The 16127-nt window shown below is 73.2% G+C and carries 15 protein-coding genes and 1 riboswitch; of the genes, 6 read left to right on the top strand and 9 right to left on the bottom strand.

Annotated features, from left to right (window positions below):
* Nucleotides 1-29: 29 nt before the first annotated feature.
* From AC3ANM_RS14140 to AC3ANM_RS14125, 4 genes are all read right to left on the bottom strand, one after another.
* The gene (locus AC3ANM_RS14140; RefSeq protein WP_488285053.1) at nt 30-797 is read right to left on the bottom strand and encodes a pirin family protein; all 768 of its coding nucleotides are present in this window, start codon (nt 795-797) and stop codon (nt 30-32) included.
* A gap of 101 nt (nt 798-898) precedes the next feature.
* A complete protein-coding gene (locus AC3ANM_RS14135; protein WP_488285052.1) occupies nt 899-1606 on the bottom strand; it encodes a DsbA family oxidoreductase in 708 nt (235 codons plus the stop codon).
* A gap of 90 nt (nt 1607-1696) precedes the next feature.
* Nucleotides 1697-2410, bottom strand: a complete 714-nt coding sequence (locus AC3ANM_RS14130; protein ID WP_488285051.1) for a C40 family peptidase — start codon at nt 2408-2410, stop codon at nt 1697-1699.
* 4 nt (nt 2411-2414) lie between these two features.
* Nucleotides 2415-2592, bottom strand: a riboswitch (cyclic di-AMP (ydaO/yuaA leader).
* Nucleotides 2593-2837: 245 nt separating this feature from the next.
* The gene (locus tag AC3ANM_RS14125; protein WP_488285050.1) at nt 2838-3533 is read right to left on the bottom strand and encodes an iron-dependent transcriptional repressor DtxR; all 696 of its coding nucleotides are present in this window, start codon (nt 3531-3533) and stop codon (nt 2838-2840) included.
* A 19-nt stretch (nt 3534-3552) separates the two neighbouring features.
* Here AC3ANM_RS14125 and AC3ANM_RS14120 point away from each other — a divergent pair, with 19 nt between their 5' ends.
* From AC3ANM_RS14120 to AC3ANM_RS14110, 3 genes are all read left to right on the top strand, one after another.
* Nucleotides 3553-4914, top strand: coding sequence for a cryptochrome/photolyase family protein (locus tag AC3ANM_RS14120; RefSeq protein WP_488285049.1), 1362 nt, complete (start codon nt 3553-3555; stop codon nt 4912-4914).
* A gap of 10 nt (nt 4915-4924) precedes the next feature.
* Nucleotides 4925-5650: a hypothetical protein gene (locus AC3ANM_RS14115; RefSeq protein WP_488285048.1), complete on the top strand. Its 726-nt coding sequence runs from the start codon at nt 4925-4927 to the stop codon at nt 5648-5650.
* 92 nt (nt 5651-5742) lie between these two features.
* On the top strand, nt 5743-6396 hold the full coding sequence (locus AC3ANM_RS14110) for a malonic semialdehyde reductase (RefSeq protein WP_488285047.1): 654 nt from the start codon (nt 5743-5745) through the stop codon (nt 6394-6396).
* Nucleotides 6397-6751: 355 nt separating this feature from the next.
* Here the strand turns inward: AC3ANM_RS14110 and eda are convergent, their stop codons facing one another.
* From eda to AC3ANM_RS14090, 4 genes are all read right to left on the bottom strand, one after another.
* Nucleotides 6752-7405 (bottom strand): bifunctional 4-hydroxy-2-oxoglutarate aldolase/2-dehydro-3-deoxy-phosphogluconate aldolase, encoded by a 654-nt coding sequence (eda, locus tag AC3ANM_RS14105; RefSeq protein WP_488285046.1) that lies wholly within the window; start codon nt 7403-7405, stop codon nt 6752-6754.
* Complete coding sequence (edd, locus tag AC3ANM_RS14100; RefSeq protein WP_488285045.1) at nt 7402-9294, bottom strand: phosphogluconate dehydratase; 1893 nt, start codon at nt 9292-9294, stop codon at nt 7402-7404. The genes eda and edd overlap by 4 nt, the downstream gene beginning before the upstream one ends.
* Nucleotides 9295-9452: 158 nt before the next feature.
* The gene (gene pdxH, locus AC3ANM_RS14095) at nt 9453-10133 is read right to left on the bottom strand and encodes a pyridoxamine 5'-phosphate oxidase (RefSeq protein ID WP_488285044.1); all 681 of its coding nucleotides are present in this window, start codon (nt 10131-10133) and stop codon (nt 9453-9455) included.
* A 10-nt stretch (nt 10134-10143) separates the two neighbouring features.
* A complete protein-coding gene (locus AC3ANM_RS14090; RefSeq protein WP_488285043.1) occupies nt 10144-10797 on the bottom strand; it encodes a pentapeptide repeat-containing protein in 654 nt (217 codons plus the stop codon).
* Between the two features lie 121 nt (nt 10798-10918).
* Between AC3ANM_RS14090 and AC3ANM_RS14085 the strand changes: the two genes are divergently transcribed.
* Both AC3ANM_RS14085 and serC read left to right on the top strand, forming a co-directional pair.
* Entirely contained in the window at nt 10919-12040 is a 1122-nt protein-coding gene (locus AC3ANM_RS14085; protein WP_488285042.1) for a citrate synthase 2, read from the top strand.
* Between the two features lie 170 nt (nt 12041-12210).
* Nucleotides 12211-13341, top strand: coding sequence for a phosphoserine transaminase (gene serC / locus AC3ANM_RS14080; RefSeq protein ID WP_488285041.1), 1131 nt, complete (start codon nt 12211-12213; stop codon nt 13339-13341).
* 134 nt (nt 13342-13475) lie between these two features.
* On the opposite strand, the gene AC3ANM_RS14075 is transcribed toward serC, so the two are convergent.
* Nucleotides 13476-14504: a DUF3048 domain-containing protein gene (locus AC3ANM_RS14075; protein WP_488285040.1), complete on the bottom strand. Its 1029-nt coding sequence runs from the start codon at nt 14502-14504 to the stop codon at nt 13476-13478.
* 198 nt (nt 14505-14702) lie between these two features.
* On the opposite strand from AC3ANM_RS14075, the gene AC3ANM_RS14070 reads away from it, so the two are divergent.
* Nucleotides 14703-15929: a lytic transglycosylase domain-containing protein gene (locus AC3ANM_RS14070; protein WP_488285039.1), complete on the top strand. Its 1227-nt coding sequence runs from the start codon at nt 14703-14705 to the stop codon at nt 15927-15929.
* The last annotated feature ends 198 nt before the right edge of the window (nt 15930-16127 follow it).

The following is a 16127-nucleotide window of genomic DNA, read 5'->3' as shown; positions in this document are numbered from 1 at the left end:
GGCGGGGCGTGGTCGTGCACCCGGGGCGGTCAGCCGGCCAGGGTGGCGTGCATCTCCCACACGAGGACCTCGGCCGGCTCGGTGGCGGTCACCCGCTGCCCGCCGGTGGCGGTGAACCGGACGGCGTCCCCGGCGGCCAGGGGCCCGGCCCCCTCGAGGGTGACCGCACCGCGCGGCACGAACAGGTGCAGGAAGGGCGCCTCCGGCAGCTGGACCGACTGACCAGGCTGCAGCCGCGCGGCATACAGCGCGGCGTACTTGTTCCGGATGCGGATGGCGGAGGCGCCGTCGTGCTTGTCCATGCCGGAGGCGACCGGCACCAGCCCGCCGGCCAGCAGCTCGTCCTCGATCTCGAGCTGCTCGTAGCCGGGCTTGATGTTGCTCTCGTCCGGCGGCACCCACATCTGCACGAAGTGCACCGGGTCGCGGTGCGTGGCCCCGCCGAGGCGCCAGGAGTCGTTCTTCTCCGAGTGCAGGATCCCGCTGCCGGCGCTCATCCGCTGGGCCAGTCCGGGGTAGATCACGCCGTTGTGCCCGGTGGAGTCCTGGTGCACCAGCGACCCCTGCAGCACCCAGGTGACGATCTCCATGTCCCGGTGCGGGTGGGTCTCGAACCCGGTGCCGGGGTCGACGACGTCGTCGTTGTTGACCAGCAGCAGCCCGTGATGGGTGTTGGCGCGGTCGTAGTGGTGGCCGAAGGAGAACGAGTGGTGGGAGTCCAGCCAGTCGATGCGCGTCGAGAAGCGGTCCGCCGCGCGGCGCACGTCGACCTGAGGGGTGAGGCCGGGGGTGGTCATACGTGTCCTCCAGGGACTGTGGCAGGGACCGGACCGCTGCAACAACGGGTATGCCGGTCGCGGCATTCCGCGCAGGCGCGTCCCGGCCGGGCATGCCCGCCCTAGCGGTCGGACTCGCGCCAGACCTGGTGGAGCAGCTGCTGGAACACCTCGACCGGCTGGGCGCCGGAGAGGGCCACCGAGCGGTTGGCCACGACGAACGGCACCGTCGTGATGCCGAGATCGCGCGCCTCGGCCTCGTCGGAGCGGACGTCCTTGGCGAAGTCGTCCGAGGCCAGCACGGCGGCCAGGACGTGCTCGTCGAGGCCGGCCTCGGCCCCAAGCCGCTGCAGCGTCGCGACGTCGTCCAGCGCCTTGCCCTCGGCGAAGTGGGCGGCGAAGAGCCGCTCCTTGACCGCCGACTGCAGGGCCGGCCCGCCCTGGGCCATGCCGAGGTGGACCATCCGGTGGGCGTCGAAGGAGCTGGTCCAGATCGCCTTGTCGAAGTCGAGGCGCAGGCCGTCGGCGGCAGCAGCCCGGGCGACCCGGGCGCTCATGGCGCGGCCCGCCTCGGGCCCGCCGCCATACCGCTGCCCGAGGTAGTCGTAGACGCTCACGCCGGCCCCGACCGGGGTGCGGGGGTCCAGCTCGTAGGAGCGGTAGCGGACCTCCACCAGGGCCGGGCGCTCGAAGCCGGCGATGGCCTGCTCGAGCCGGCGCTTGGCGATGTAGCACCAGGGACACACGACGTCGGACCAGACCTCGAGGACGATGCCCGGCGACCGGTCCGTCGCCGAGGGCGTGGCGGCTTCGGTGCTGACGGTGCTCATGACCCCAGTGTCGCAAAGACGCGGCAACGCCGCAGGCCCTGACTCCCGGGAAGGAGCAGGGCCTGCGGCGTCAGAGCCTGGCAGCCTCGATCAGCTGAAGCGGCCGTAGGAGATGTTGGGGTCGTTCCAGATCGGACGCTTCCCGACGACGGAGCCGCTGTGCGGGGAGTCCCACATCATGCCGCCACCGGCGTAGATGCCGACGTGGTGGGCGGGAGCGCCGAAGAAGACCAGGTCGCCCGGCTGCGGGTTGGTCACGCGGGTGGCAGCCACACGCTGCTGCTCGGCCGTGCGCGGCAGCGAGATGCCGATCTTGTTGAAGACGTACTGGGTGAAGCCCGAGCAGTCGAAGCCCGCGGGAGTGGTGCCGCCCCAGAGGTAGGGCGTCCCGGCGTACATCGACGCGATGCCCAGGACGCCGGCGGCCGGCGAAGGCATGTTGATCGCGACGCGCTCGGTGCTGCGGCTGACCGTCTCGACGGCGCGGTGCACCGGGGCGGCCTTCGGGGCGACGGCGTCGAAGCCGACCTCACCGAAGGACGGCGCGACGGGCGCGGCGGCGGTGCTCGGCGCGGAGACGGCGACCGTGCCGGGGGCGTTGGTCGGCGTCGCGGCCTCGGGGTTGTGGGTGGCCGGCGCAGCCGATGCAGGCATGCTGAACGAGGCCACGAGACCACCGGAGACCGCGAGGACCGCGGACGCCTTGGCGGCGGGCTGGCCGGAACGGCCAAGAGCAGACGTCAGGGCATTGGTGGTCGTCTGGCGACCTGCGGCGCGGTGGCGCCCGGCATGGTGCTTCGACACGATGAGCAGACCTCTCCAGTGCCTACGAGGTGAGCTGTCGGGTTCGGGTGGGAGGTATGCACCCGGCCCTGAGGCAGCCAGCCGACCTGGGTCGGTAGCCGCCTGAGGGCTTCACCCCAAGGAGCGTCTCTCGACGCCCCGCAATTGGGTCCCCCGCTCCTGCCATGCGGTTGTGTTCACTGTCCCGGGCGTGACGGCAGGATTAGGCAAGCCACATCGGGAGCTCCCTCCAGGGGGAGAGGAAGCCCTGTCACCGTACACAGACCAAAGGCCCTTGTCACATCGAGGTCACGGGTGTTTCGTGGTTCGTTCCGGCCATCTCCCGTCCGCCCCGCCCGGGCACGACGAATCGCCGCAGATCAGGGCACATCGGACACCCCGAACCGCCACCGAACGGGACGGACCGGACAGGCCTGGTGGGGGCGACTCAGACCGGGGCGGCGAACACGTGGGCCGCGGTGCTCTCCGGCAAGGACACGCCGGCCGCCTCCTCCGCGCCGTCGCGGACGACGATGACCCGCCCCGCCTCGCGGCGGATGCGGACCCGCTTGCCGGGCAGGAGGCCGGCGACGGTCAGCAGGCTCAGCGCCTCGTGGTCGACCTGCACCGGCTCCCCGATCCGGCGCACCGTGACGACGCTCGGCTCGTCGCCGGCGAGCGCCGCGAGGCTGCTGACCCCGAGGCGGAAGTCCTCCCCGGCCTCCTCACCGAGCTCGTCCAGGCCGGGGATCGGGTTGCCGTAGGGGGACTCGCGGTGCTCCCCGATGAGCTGGAGGATCTTGCGCTCGACCCGCTCGCTCATCACGTGCTCCCAGCGGCAGGCCTCGTCATGGACGTACTCCCACTCCAGGCCGATCACGTCGACGAGCAGCCGCTCGGCGAGGCGGTGCTTGCGCATCACCCGGGTGGCGAGGCGCCGCCCCTCCTCGGAGAGCTCGAGGTGACGGTCACCGGCCAGGGACACCAGCCCGTCGCGCTCCATGCGGGCGATGGTCTGGCTCACGGTCGGGCCGGAGTGACCGAGCCGCTCCGCGATGCGGGCACGCAGCGGCGGGATGCCCTCCTCCTCCAGCTCGTAGATCGTCCGGAGGTACATCTCGGTGGTGTCGATCAGGTCGGTCACAGCGCATAGCCTCTCATTCGTGCCCGACACCGTGCTCTGGCTTCGCCGCGACCTGCGCCTCACCGACCTGCCCGCACTGGGGTCGGCCCACCAGGCCGCCGGCGGCGGGGCGGTCCTGCCGCTGTTCGTCCTCGACCCGAGGCTCTGGGACGGGGCCGGCCCCGCCCGTCGCGCGTGGCTGCACGCCTCCCTGCGCGCCCTGCACGCCCGGTATGGCGGTGCGCTCGTCGTGCGCGTCGGTGACCCCGCGCAGGTGGTCCCCGCGGTGACCCGCGAGCTGGGGGCCGGCTCCGTCCACGTGAGCGCCGAGTCGACGCCGTTCGGCCGGCGCCGGGACGAGGCCGTGCGCCGGGCCCTGGCCGACCTGGACTGCCCGCTCGAGGCGACCGGCACGGCATACGCGGTGGGACCGGGCACCATCACGACCGGCGGGGGCACGCCCTACCAGGTCTTCACACCCTTCTCACGCGCGTGGCGCGCGCACGGCTGGCCGCAGCCCGCCCCGGTGCCCAGTGGGCTCCGCTGGGTGCGCCGGGTCGACTGCCAGGACCTCCCGGAGGTCACCGGCGAGGTGCCCGAGCTGCCGGCGGCCGGCGAGGAGGCCGCCCTGGAGCGCTGGCACGCGTTCCTCGACGACGGCCTGGCCGACTACGCCGAGACCCGCGACCGGCCGGACCTGACCGGCACGTCGATGATGTCGGCCCACCTGAAGTTCGGCGAGATCCACCCGCGCACGATGCTCGCCGACATCGCGGCCCACCCCGACCACCGCAGGAAGGGTCCGCAGACCTTCGTCACCGAGCTGGCGTGGCGGGAGTTCTACGCCGACGTGCTCTGGCACCGCCCCGACTCGGCGTGGGCCGACCTGAAGCCGGCCCTGAAGGGCATGGACTACGACGACCCGGGCGAGGGCTTCGAGGCGTGGAAGGCCGGGCTCACCGGCTACCCCGTGGTCGACGCCGGGATGCGCCAGCTGCTGGCCGAGGGCTGGATGCACAACCGGGTGCGGATGATCGTGGCCAGCTTCCTCGTCAAGGACCTGCACGTGTGGTGGCCGCACGGCGCCCGCCACTTCATGGAGCACCTGCGCGACGGCGACATCGCCTCCAACTCCCACGGGTGGCAGTGGGCCGCCGGGACCGGCACCGACGCCTCGCCCTTCTTCCGGGTCTTCAACCCCGTCACCCAGGGGAAGAAGTTCGATCCCGACGGCGACTACGTGCGCCGCTACGTCCCCGAGCTGGCACACGTCCGGGGCGGCGCGGTGCACGAGCCGTGGAAGGCGGACGGCGCCTACGACCAGGGCTACCCCGAGCCGATCCTCGACCACGCCGAGGCGCGCGAGGAGGCCCTGCGCCGCTACGAGGCAGCCAAGGGCTAGCGTGCGGCCCGTGAGCGAGTCCTTCGTCGTCCCCGCCCGCTTCTGCGGCCCGCCGCAGTCCGGCAACGGCGGGTGGGTCAGCGGCCACCTCGCCGGGCTCGTGGAGACCGAGGAGGGCCAGGGCCGCGGCGCGGTGACGGTGCGCCTGCGGACGCCCCCTCCGCTGGACGCCGAGATGGACGTGACGCGGGCCGATGACGGCACCGTCGAGCTCTGGGACGGCCAGACCCTGGTGGCCCAGGCCATCTCGGCCGAGCCGCTCGGCGCCGCCGGGACGCCGGCGCCGGTCTCCTTCGCGGCTGCAGAGGCAGCCGGACCGGGCTACGAAGGACTGGCCGAGCACCCCTTCCCGACCTGCTTCACCTGCGGCACCGACCGCGACCCCGACGACGCCCTGTGCCTGCACACCGGGGCCCTGCCGGGCCAGGAGACGCTGCGGGCCGCCGCCTGGCGCCCGCACGAGGTGACGCACGAGATCGTGTGGGCGGCGCTGGACTGCCCCGGCGCCTGGGCCTCCGGCATCGCCGGCCGCGCGATGGTGCTGGGCACGATGACGGCGCAGGTCCACGCCCTGCCGCAGGTCGGCGACGAGTGCGTCGTCATGGCGTGGCCGCGGGGGCAGGAGGGCCGCAAGTTCCTCTCCGGGACCGCCCTGTATGCCGCCGACGGCCGCCTCCTCGCCCAGGCCGAGGCTGTCTGGATCGCCGTCGACCCCGCCTCGGTCCGCCCCGCCTGAGCTCGAGACCGAAGCGCCGGACGTGGCGCAGACCACACAAACCGGACAGCTAGTCTGGAAATACCGGGAAGTCGTTTACCGTTCAACTATTCATGACGACCTACCCCGAGACCCAGACCGGCGCCATCGACGAGTTCGAGGCGGAGTTCGCCGACCAGCTGGTCCTCTCCCCCGAGGCGCAGGACCTCCTCTTCCGTGAGGCCCGCACCGCCAACACGTTCACCGACGAGCCCGTCACCGACGAGCAGGTCCGCGCGATCTACGAGCTCGCCAAGTGGGCGCCGACGTCGATGAACAACCAGCCGCTGCGTGTCGTCCTGGTCCGCAGCGACGAGGCCCGGGCCAAGCTCGTCGGGCTCATGGCCGACGGCAACAAGCCCAAGACCGAGGCCGCCCCGCTGGTCGCGATCCTCGCCGCCGACAACGAGTTCCACGAGGAGCTCCCCAAGGTCTTCCCGCACTTCCCCGCCGCCAGGGACATGTTCGCGGCCAACGAGGAGATGCGCGTCCGCACCGCCGAGCTCAACGCCACCCTGCAGATCGCCTACTTCATCCTCGGGGTCCGGGCGGCCGGCCTGGCCGCTGGCCCGATGACCGGCTTCGACGCCGACGCGGTCACGAAGGAGTTCTTCCCCGACGGCGAGCACCGCGCCCTGGCCGTGGTGAACATCGGCAAGCCCGGCCCCGACGCGTGGTTCCCGCGCAGCCCGCGCCTGGACTTCGACGAGGTCGTCACCACCGTCTGACCGGCTCCTCGACCCACTCCCCGACCCCGGCAGGCCTTGGCGCAATAAGGCATTGCGCCGCGCCGGAGAGCGACCTACCGTCGTGGGCACACGAGAAGGGAGGTGGTCCGAGAAGTGATTTCACAACGGACGCGTGAGGTGGCTGAGCGTTAAGCCCAGCCCGTTCCCTGGCCCCCTCGGGTGTGCCAGTCGTGGACGGCAGGGGTGACCGCAATTCACAGCAGTCACCGCAGCCCGTGAGGATGCGCGACTCGTCCATCGCGCCCCGGACCGCAAGGACCGGAGCTCACGGGCTGTTCCATGCCGCGACCCGGCCTGCTCCTCGCAGGCCGGGTCGTGGTGTGTCCGGGGGCGCTCAGCGCGGCAGGGTCGACGCCTCGCGCGCGAGGTCCTCGATGCGGACCCAGTCCCCGGCCGCCACGGCGTCCTTCGGCGTGAGCCACGAGCCGCCGACGCAGCCCACGTTGGGCAGCGCGAGGTAGTCCGCAGCGTTGCCCGGCGTCACCCCGCCGGTCGGGCAGAAGCGCAGGCCCGGCAGCGGACCCGACACCGCCTTGAGGAAGTCGACGCCGCCGCTGGCCTCGGCCGGGAAGAACTTCATGGCGGGCAGCCCGTGCTCGGCCAGCGTCATCATCTCGGTGAGGGTGGCCGCCCCGGCGAGCAGCGGGATGCCGCAGCTGACCGCCGCGGACAGCAGCCCGGGCGGCGAGCCGGGGGTGACCAGGAACTGCGCCCCGGCCCGCAGCACGGCGTGCACCTGCTCCGGGCTGGTGACGGTGCCCGCGCCCGTGACCATCTCGGGCACCTCCGCGGCGACCCGCTCGATCGCGGCCAGGCCGGCGGGGGTGCGCAGGGTGATCTCGATGATCCGGACGCCGCCGCGGGCCAGGGCCTGCGCGAGCGGCACCGCCTGCTCGACGTCGTCCACGACCACGACCGGTATGACGGGACTCACCGCGAGCAGGTCGGCGGCGGTCCTCGGCTGGCCGGCTTCGGTGAGGGTCGTCATGAGGCGCTCTCCTGAAGGTGGTGGTCGGTCGTGGCCCCGGTGTCCACCGGGCCGAAGACGTGGGCGCCCTGGTCGGCCCGGCCGACGAGGTGGCGCATCCCGGCGAACAGCTCGCGGCCGGTGCCGAAGGTCTCGGCTGCGGCCGTCGTGACGGGTCGGCGCTCGTCCCACTCGGGGGCGGGCACGAGCACGTCGAGCCTCCCCCGGTCGGCGTCGACCCGGACCACGTCACCGTCGCGCAGCCGCGCGATCGGGCCGCCGTGCACCGCCTCCGGCGTCACGTGGATCGCCGCCGGGATCGCCCCGGAGGCCCCGGACATGCGGCCGTCGGTCACGAGGGCCACCTGGTGGCCACGCTTCTGCAGCACGCCCAGGGACGGGGTGAGGGAGTGCAGCTCGGGCATCCCGTTGGCGGAGGGGCCCTGCTCGCGGATCACCACGACGACGTCGCGGTCGAGCTCGCGGCGGGAGAAGGCGGTGAGGAAGCCGACCTGGTCGGTGAACACCCGCACCGGCGCCTCGACGACGCGGTGCTCCGGCGCGACCGCCGAGACCTTGATGACGGCGTGCCCGAGCGAGCCGCTGAGCACCCGGAGGCCACCGTCGGCGGCGAAGGGCTCGGAGGCGGGGCGCAGCACCTCGAGGTCGCCGCTGGTGGGCGCCACGTCGTGCCAGACCGCCTGACCGTCCCCGGCCAGGGTCGGCATCTGGCGGTAGCGGGACAGGCCCGGCCCGGCCAGGGTCAGCACGTCCTCGTGCAGCAGCCCGGCGTCGAGCAAGGTGCCGACGAGGAACGGCGTGCCACCGGCGGCGTGGAAGTGGTTCACGTCGGCGGTCCCGTTGGGGTACATCCGCGCGCACAGGGGCACGACGCGGGACAGGTCGTCGAAGTCCTCCCACGTCAGCTGCACGCCGGCCGCGGCGGCCATCGCGATGAGGTGCATCGTGTGGTTGGTCGACCCGCCGGTCGCGAGCAAGGCGACGACGCCGTTGACGACGACCCGCTCGTCGACCACGTGGCCGATGCCGTAGGAGTGCTCGCCCGCGGCGATCTCGGCCACCCGGCGCGTCGCCGCAGCCGTCAACGCCGCGCGCAGCGGGTCGTCCGGGGAGACGAACGCGGCGCCGGGCAGGTGCAGGCCCATGACGTCCATGAGCAGCTGGTTGGAGTTGGCGGTGCCGTAGAAGGTGCAGGTGCCCGGCGAGTGGTAGGACGCCGTCTCGGCGGCGAGCAGCTCCTCCTTGCCGACCTCGCCGGCGGCGTGGGCGCGGCGGACCGCAGCCTTGTCTGCGTTGGGAAGGCCGCTGCTCATCGGGCCCGCGGCCACCATCGCCGTGGGCAGGTGGCCGAAGGCCAGCGCACCGGCGACGAGGCCCGGCACGATCTTGTCGCAGACGCCGAGCATCAGGGCGCCGTCGAAGCAGTCGTGCGAGAGCGCGATCGCCGTCGACATCGCAATGACGTCCCGGCTGAACAGGCTCAGCTCCATGCCGGCGCGGCCCTGGGTGATGCCGTCGCACATCGCGGGCACGCCGCCGGCGACGCGGGCCACGGCCCCGGCCTCCCGGGCGACGTCCTTGATCTGCTGCGGGTAGTGCTCGAAAGGCGCGTGCGCCGAGAGCATGTCGTTGTAGGAGGTGACGATGCCCAGGCTGACGGCGCTCTCCCCCGCCATGGCGGCCCGGTCCGAGCCGCCGCACGCCGCCACGGCGTGGGCGAGGTTGCTGCAGCCGAGGTCGGCGCGGGTCAGGCGGCCGCCGCGCTCGGCGGCCGCGTGCTGGATGCGCGAGAGGTACTCGCGGCGGGTGTCACGGCTGCGGGAACGGATCCGCTCGGTGACGTCGGCGACGACCCGGTGCACGGCAGGGGTGGTGGCGTCGGTGGACAAAGAAGCTCCTCGCAGGTCGCGGCGGCCCCCGGACGGGGCTGGCGGCGAACGGCGACGGTGACGCCCGCTGTCACGATGTGACTGCAGTCACGCTAGGACACGGCCGGGGGTTACTCGCAAGTTCACCCGTGGGCGTCCCGTGATGTGGACCGATCTTCTCACGGCTGCCGGCGCTCGACCCGCCAGGCCCCGGCGTCGTCGAGAGAGCCCTCGCCCACCCGGACGAAGACCAGCCGGTCGTGCAGCCGGTCGCGTCGGCCGGCCCACAGCTCGACCTCGTCGCAGGTGATCCGGTAGCCGCCCCAGGACGGCGGCACCGGCACGTCCTCCGGCCGGCCGTGGTCGGGCCAGCGCTGCGCGAACCTCGCGTAGGCGGCCTCGAGCTCGGCCCGGCTCTGCACGGGCTGGGACTGCTCGGAGGCCCAGGCGCTGATCCGCGACCCCCACGGCCGCCCGCGGAAGTACTCCTCGATCCGGGGGCGGGCGATCTGGTGGGCCGTGCCCCGGAAGCGGATCGCGCGATACATCGAGGGCCAGGTGAGGGAGGCCGCGACGTGCGGGTTGGCCGCGAGGTGGCGGCCCTTGGCCGAGTCGAGGTTGGTGACGAACCCCGGCCCGGAGGGGTCCAGGAAGCGCATGAGGACGGTGCGCACGTCCGGGCGTCCCTGCTCGTCGACGGTGGCCACGGACAGGGCGGTCGGCTCCGGGACGTCGCCCTCGACGGCGGAGCGGTGGCGGGCCGCGTCGACCCACACCGTCACCTGCTGCCAGGGCGTCGCGGCCAGCTGCTCCTCGAGCAGTCCCTCACCGTGGTAGTCGCGGCGGTCGGCAGGCGTCATGGCCCGAAGGCTAGCGACCTTCGACCACGGTGAGGCCGAGCTGGGCCGCGAAGGCCGGCGCGAGGTCGAACAGCTGGGTGTGGCCGATCGTGGCGCCGGACAGGCTGGTCACCCCCTTGGGGTCGCGCAGCTCGGCCCCGCTGAGGTCGACCCGGTCGAGGCGGGCGCGGGAGAAGTCCGCCTCGACGAGCTGGCAGCCCTCGAACGTCACGTCGACCAGCGTCGCCTCGGCGAAGTCGACCTCCCGCAGCAGGCAGCCCTCGAAGCGCACCTCGTGCAGGCTCGCCCCGCGCAGGTTGAGGTAGTCGATCCGCCCGCCGCGGAACGCCACCCGCCGCAGGTCTGCGCCGTGGGCCTGCACGGCCGCCAGGCGCGGCTCGCGGACCTCGACCTCGAACCACGTCGTGGCGGACAGGTCCGGCGCGACGCCCTGCACGCCGGTCAGGACGCAGTCGGAGAGCCTGGCCCCGCGCAGGTCGGTCTCGTCGAGCCGGCAGTCGGTGAGCGCGCACTCCAGGAAACGGGCGTCCCGGCCGACCTGCCCGGACAGGTCCAGGCCGCGCAGGTCGAGGGCGTCGTAGTCCTCCCCCGCCGCCAGCTCGCCGCCGGGGAACGGCTCCAGGTCGGGCAGGGACACCTCGATCGGGCGTGGCGCTCGGGCCATGAGTCGTCTCCTGGGGCAGGTATGACGGGTGGTCACCGGGCCGCGGTCCGCGCCGCCGGCATGAGGTGCAGAATGGCATGCGCCCCCGACAACGCGGTCGGGCGCGGGACGGAGAATGTTGATGAGCGACAGCGACTTCAAGCCCGGCCTGGAGGGCGTCATCGCCTTCGAGACGGAGATCGCCGAGCCCGACAAGGAGGGTGGCGCGCTGCGCTACCGGGGGGTCGACATCAACGACCTGGTCGGCAAGGTGTCCTTCGGCAACGTGTGGGGGCTGCTGGTCGACAACAAGTTCAACCCGGGCCTGCCGCCGGCCGAGCCGTTCCCGCTGCCGGTCCACACCGGCGACGTGCGCGTCGACGTCCAGAGCGCCCTGGCCCAGCTCGCCCCCGTGTGGGGCTTCCGCCCGCTGCTGGACATCGACCCCGCCCAGGCCCGCGACGACCTCGCCCGCGCCTCGGTCATGGCCCTGTCCTTCATCGCCCAGTCCGCGCGCGGTCAGGACCGCCCGATGGTGCCGCAGCGCGAGGTCGACAAGGCCCGCACCATCGTCGAGCGCTTCATGATCCGCTGGCGCGGCGAGCCCGACCCCCGCCACGTCGAGGCCGTCGACGCCTACTGGGTCTCCGCCGCCGAGCACGGCATGAACGCCTCCACCTTCACCGCCCGCGTCATCGCCTCCACCGGCGCCGATGTCGCCGCCTGCCTCTCCGGCGCGGTCGGCGCCATGAGCGGCCCGCTGCACGGCGGCGCGCCCTCCCGGGTGCTGCACATGATCGAGGGCGTCGAGGGCACCGGCGACGCGACCGCCTACGTCAAGGACGTCCTCGACAAGGGCGAGCGGCTGATGGGCTTCGGTCACCGCGTGTATCGCGCGGAGGACCCTCGCGCGCGCGTCCTCCGCGCGACGTGCGAGCGCCTGGGCGCCCCGCGCTTCGAGGTCGCCGCCGCCCTGGAGAAGGCCGCGCTGGAGGAGCTGCACGCCCGCCGGCCCGACCGGGTGCTGGCGACCAACGTGGAGTTCTGGGCCGCGGTGCTGCTCGACTTCGCGCAGGTGCCGGCCTCGATGTTCACGCCGATGTTCACCTGCGCCCGCACCGCCGGCTGGTCCGCGCACGTGCTGGAGCAGAAGCGCACCGGCCGGCTGATCCGCCCCTCCGCGCGCTACATCGGCGAGGGCGCCCGCCCGGCCGAGGCCGTCGCCGGCTGGGACGACAAGGTCGCCCCCGGCCACGCCGTCTGACCCACGCACGACCCTGCGCCACGGCCCTCGCCCGGACCCCTCGGTCCGGGCGAGTGCCGTCCCACACCACGGATAAGACGTCCACGGGTCGGACAAGGCTGCTTGAATGGCGTCCTGACAACGGCGTCAGACCTGTCGCAGCCCGCCTCTGACCCGAAGGACGATCCGTCGTGACCGACGCCGCCACCCTGACCATCCCCGCCGAGCTGCTGCCCAAGGACGGCCGGTTCGGCTCCGGCCCGAGCAAGGTCCGCCCCGAGCAGGTCGACTACCTCGCCTCGCTCGGCCGCACCGTGCTCGGCACCTCCCACCGTCAGGCGCCGGTGAAGAACCTCGTCGGCGAGGTGCGCGACGGCCTGGCCACGCTGTTCTCGCTGCCCGAGGGCTACGAGATCATCCTCGGCAACGGCGGCTCGACGGCCTTCTGGGACATCGCGGCGTTCGGCCTGGTCCGCGAGCGCGCCCAGCACCTGGCCTTCGGCGAGTTCTCGAGCAAGTTCGCCACGGTCACCGACAAGGCGCCCTTCCTGGGCAGCTCCAGCATCATCAAGGCCGAGCCGGGCACCCTCGCCGCGCCGGTCGCCGAGGCCGGGGTCGACGTCTACGCGTGGCCGCACAACGAGACCTCCACCGGCGTCATGGCGCCGGTGCGGCGCGTGGCCGGCGCCGACGACGACGCCCTGGTGCTCGTCGACGCCACCTCCGGCGCCGGCGGCCTGCCCGTCGACATCGCCGAGTCCGACGTCTACTACTTCGGCCCGCAGAAGTGCTTCGCCGCCGACGGTGGCCTGTGGCTGGCCGCGTTCTCCCCCGCCGCGCTCGCCCGGGTCGAGGAGATCGCCGCGACCGGCCGGTGGGTGCCGGACTTCTTCAGCCTGCCGACCGCGATCGACAACTCGCGCAAGAACCAGACCTACAACACCCCGGCCGTGGGGACGCTGGCGCTGCTCGCCGAGCAGGTCCGCTGGATCAACGGCAACGGCGGCCTGGACTGGGCGGTCAAGCGCACCGCCGACAGCTCGGGGCGGCTCTACTCCTGGGCCGAGGACACGGCATACACCTCGCCGTTCGTCGCGGACCCGGCCGCGCGCTCCCAGGTCGTCGGCACCATCGACTTCACCGACGAGGTGGACGCGGCCGCGGTCGCCAAGGTGCTGCGGGCCAACGGCGTCGTCGACGTGGAGCCCTACCGCAAGCTGGGCCGCAACCAGCTGCGCGTGGCGATGTTCCCTGCGGTCGAGCCCGACGACGTCTCGGCGCTCATCGGCTGCATCGAGCACGTGGTCACCCAGCTCGGCTGAGGTCACCCGGCCCCCTGAGATCGACGAGACGCACACCACCCGTGAGGGGTGGTGTGCGTCTCGTCGATGTCGGCGGCAGGTGAGGGTTGCCCAGAGCGTGGCGGCCCATACCTCGGCGGCCCAGACTCGGCGGCTCAGACCTTGGCGGTGGTGGCCACCAGTGCGACCCACAGCCCGCCGGGGGCGAAGGTCAGCGGCTTGCCGCTCGCGTCGGTGAACGACGTCGGCGCCGCCAGGCTCCGGCGGGACCACCGACCCTCGATCCGCTTGCCGTCGCGGAAGAGCACGACCCGGCCGGAGCCGATCGTGTGCGTGTACTGCGAGGGGTTGCCGTTGACGTCGATGTCGCGCCGGTCCGGCACGATCGAGCAGAACTGCACCAGCACGTTGGGCTTGCCCAACGGGACGCCCGCGGCGGTGCGCAGGCGCGTCCCGCCGACCGTGCGCACGTAGCGGTGGCTCGCGGGGTCCCAGACCCAGCTGACCGTGGTCGCGCCGACGCGCGTGGTGACCTGCTTCGCGGCCGGCGCCGAGGCCAGCCGAGGGTCGCTGGCGGCGAAGCGGAACCCGACGTCCCGTACCCCGTCACCCTTGACCGCGCGCGCCACCACGGCGAGGTCGGAGACGAGGTTGTACGGCGCCGGTCGGGACGGGTCGCGCGCGAAGCCGGGGCCGCCCTGGTCGTTGCTGACGGTGTGCAGCGTCGAGCGGGCGATGATCGGCAGCACGGGGCGGGCGCCACCGGAGAAGACGAGGACGACCCGGCCGTACTGCCCGAGCAGCTCGGGGTCGCTGGTGCGCACGCTGCGGACCGCCTCGACCCGCGGCCGCCTGCCGCTGAACACCGCGAGCATCCGGCTCAGGCCGCCCTCGGCCTGCTCGAGGTAGATCACGTCTGCCTGGTCGATCCCGCGCGAGGGCCGGCCGTTCTCGGTGTCGTCCACCTTGACGGCGATGACCGGGCCGGACGGGGGTGCACCGACACCCGTGAGCGGGTTGCGCGCCGGCGCGCTGGCGGTGGGGGTGGCCGTGGCGCGCGTGGGTGTCGGGGTCGTCGGCGCCGCCTTGGGGGCTGTCGTGCCGCCGGAGCAGCGGGCCACCACGGCCACGCCGACCACCGCCAGCACCACGGCCGCAGCGATCCCCAGCCAGAATCTGGGCAAACGGTGCAAAAAGGACTCCTGCTGTGATGACATGACGGTCCCCTCTGCACGACGAGCGCGGCCGATCCCGAGCGTATGCCGGGGGCCCGCCACTGTGAGGGACGTCAAGCTCGTGGCGCCTCCCGTGACTTCCCCGCGCCCGGCTCGTTGACCGATCGCAAGCCCCGGGGGTGGGAGCTACACAGCAAGGAGACAGTCGTGAGCAAGCACGGACGAGCGAGCACGAGGACGGTCACCGTCCCCTGGCGCAGGATCTTCGCCGCGATCCCGGCCCTCGGCCTGATCGGTGGCGGGGTCGCCCTCGCCGCGACGGGGCAGCACAACGAGAGCGCCTCGGCGGCCTCAGCCTCGGCACCGGTCATGCAGGTGCCCGCGCGGGTCCTCAGCGGCCACGCCACGCCACAGCTCTCCCCGGCCCAGGTGGCCAAGGGCCTGGGCATCGCCAAGGGCACGAAGTCCACGAGCGCCACCCCGGTGGTCCTCGACACGCACGGCATCCCGTCGGAGGCGCTGGCCGCCTACCACCGCGCCGCCGACCTGGTCCGTGGCGCTTCGCCGGACTGCCACCTCGACTGGGCCCTGATCGCGGCCATCGGCAAGGTCGAGAGCGACCACGCCCGCTTCGGTGGCAACCACCTGGACAGCCAGGGCATCGCGACCCCGGGTATCTACGGGATCGCCCTGGACGGCAGCCGGGGGACGGCCCGCATCGCCGACACCGACAACGGACGCTTCGACCAGGACCCGATCTACGACCACGCCGTCGGGCCGATGCAGTTCATCCCGAGCACCTGGCGCAGCGTGGGCACCGACGCCGATGCCGACGGCTTCAAGAACCCCCAGAGCATGGCCGACTCCGCGGCCGCGACCGGCGCCTACCTCTGCGCCGGCGACACCGACCTGAGCCAGCCGAGCGGCCTCTACTTCGCGATCCTTCGCTACAACTACTCCGACGCCTACGCCCAGACCGTCGAGGCGATCGCCGAGGCCTACCGCAGCGACGTCAACGAGCTGCCCGCGTCGTTCCTGCCGGCCGCGTTCGCCGACCGCCCGCAGGGCCCGCCGAAGCCGGGCCAGCCGGGGCACCAGGCGCCGAAGCTGCCGCACTTCGCGCCCAAGACGACCACGCCCAACCAGGCCCCCAGCACCACCAGGCAGCGCACCCCGAGCTCCCCGAGCTCCCCGAGCCCCTCCACGACGACGCCGGACTCGCCCTCACCCTCCCCGAGCACCTCCACGGGTGGCGGCGGCGGGGTCTTCCCCCCGATCTTCGGCGAGAAGTCGACCTCGGGCACCACCCCCACGACGACGGCGGCCAGCCCGACGACGACCTCCCTGCCGCTGACCACCGGGGACCTGCCGGTGGCGACGCCGACCGCGTCGTGCGCTTCCCTGCTGGACCACTCGCTCTGCAACCCGGTCTGACCGACCGGACCGACATGAGGTCCCGACGGACCTCGCACACGACGGAGCCGGCGCCACCCTGGAAGGTGGCGCCGGCTCCGTCGTGTTGTCCGGCCCGACTTGTCCGGCCCGGCACGGCTGTCAGTGCACGAGCGCCCCGACCACGGCGACGACCAGGAGGGCGGCCAGCGCGAGCAGCACGATGAGCCGGCGGAAGCG

Source organism: Oryzihumus sp. JJN4-3R, from assembly GCF_057747915.1.
Note: the sequence above shows the minus strand (reverse complement) of the source record. Positions and strands in the feature narration are given on the sequence as shown.

Bases quoted from the DNA above. Each gene is read 5' to 3' on its own strand.
- pdxH (WP_488285044.1), bottom strand. From the start codon at position 10,133: ATGACGCCTGCCGACCGCCGCGACTACCACGGTGAGGGACTGCTCGAG.
- AC3ANM_RS14085 (WP_488285042.1), top strand. From the start codon at position 10,919: ATGAGCGACAGCGACTTCAAGCCCGGCCTGGAGGGCGTCATCGCCTTC.
- AC3ANM_RS14140 (WP_488285053.1), bottom strand. From the start codon at position 797: ATGACCACCCCCGGCCTCACCCCTCAGGTCGACGTGCGCCGCGCGGCG.
- eda (WP_488285046.1), bottom strand. From the start codon at position 7,405: ATGACGACCCTCACCGAAGCCGGCCAGCCGAGGACCGCCGCCGACCTG.
- AC3ANM_RS14135 (WP_488285052.1), bottom strand. From the start codon at position 1,606: ATGAGCACCGTCAGCACCGAAGCCGCCACGCCCTCGGCGACGGACCGG.
- AC3ANM_RS14090 (WP_488285043.1), bottom strand. From the start codon at position 10,797: ATGGCCCGAGCGCCACGCCCGATCGAGGTGTCCCTGCCCGACCTGGAG.
- AC3ANM_RS14110 (WP_488285047.1), top strand. From the start codon at position 5,743: ATGACGACCTACCCCGAGACCCAGACCGGCGCCATCGACGAGTTCGAG.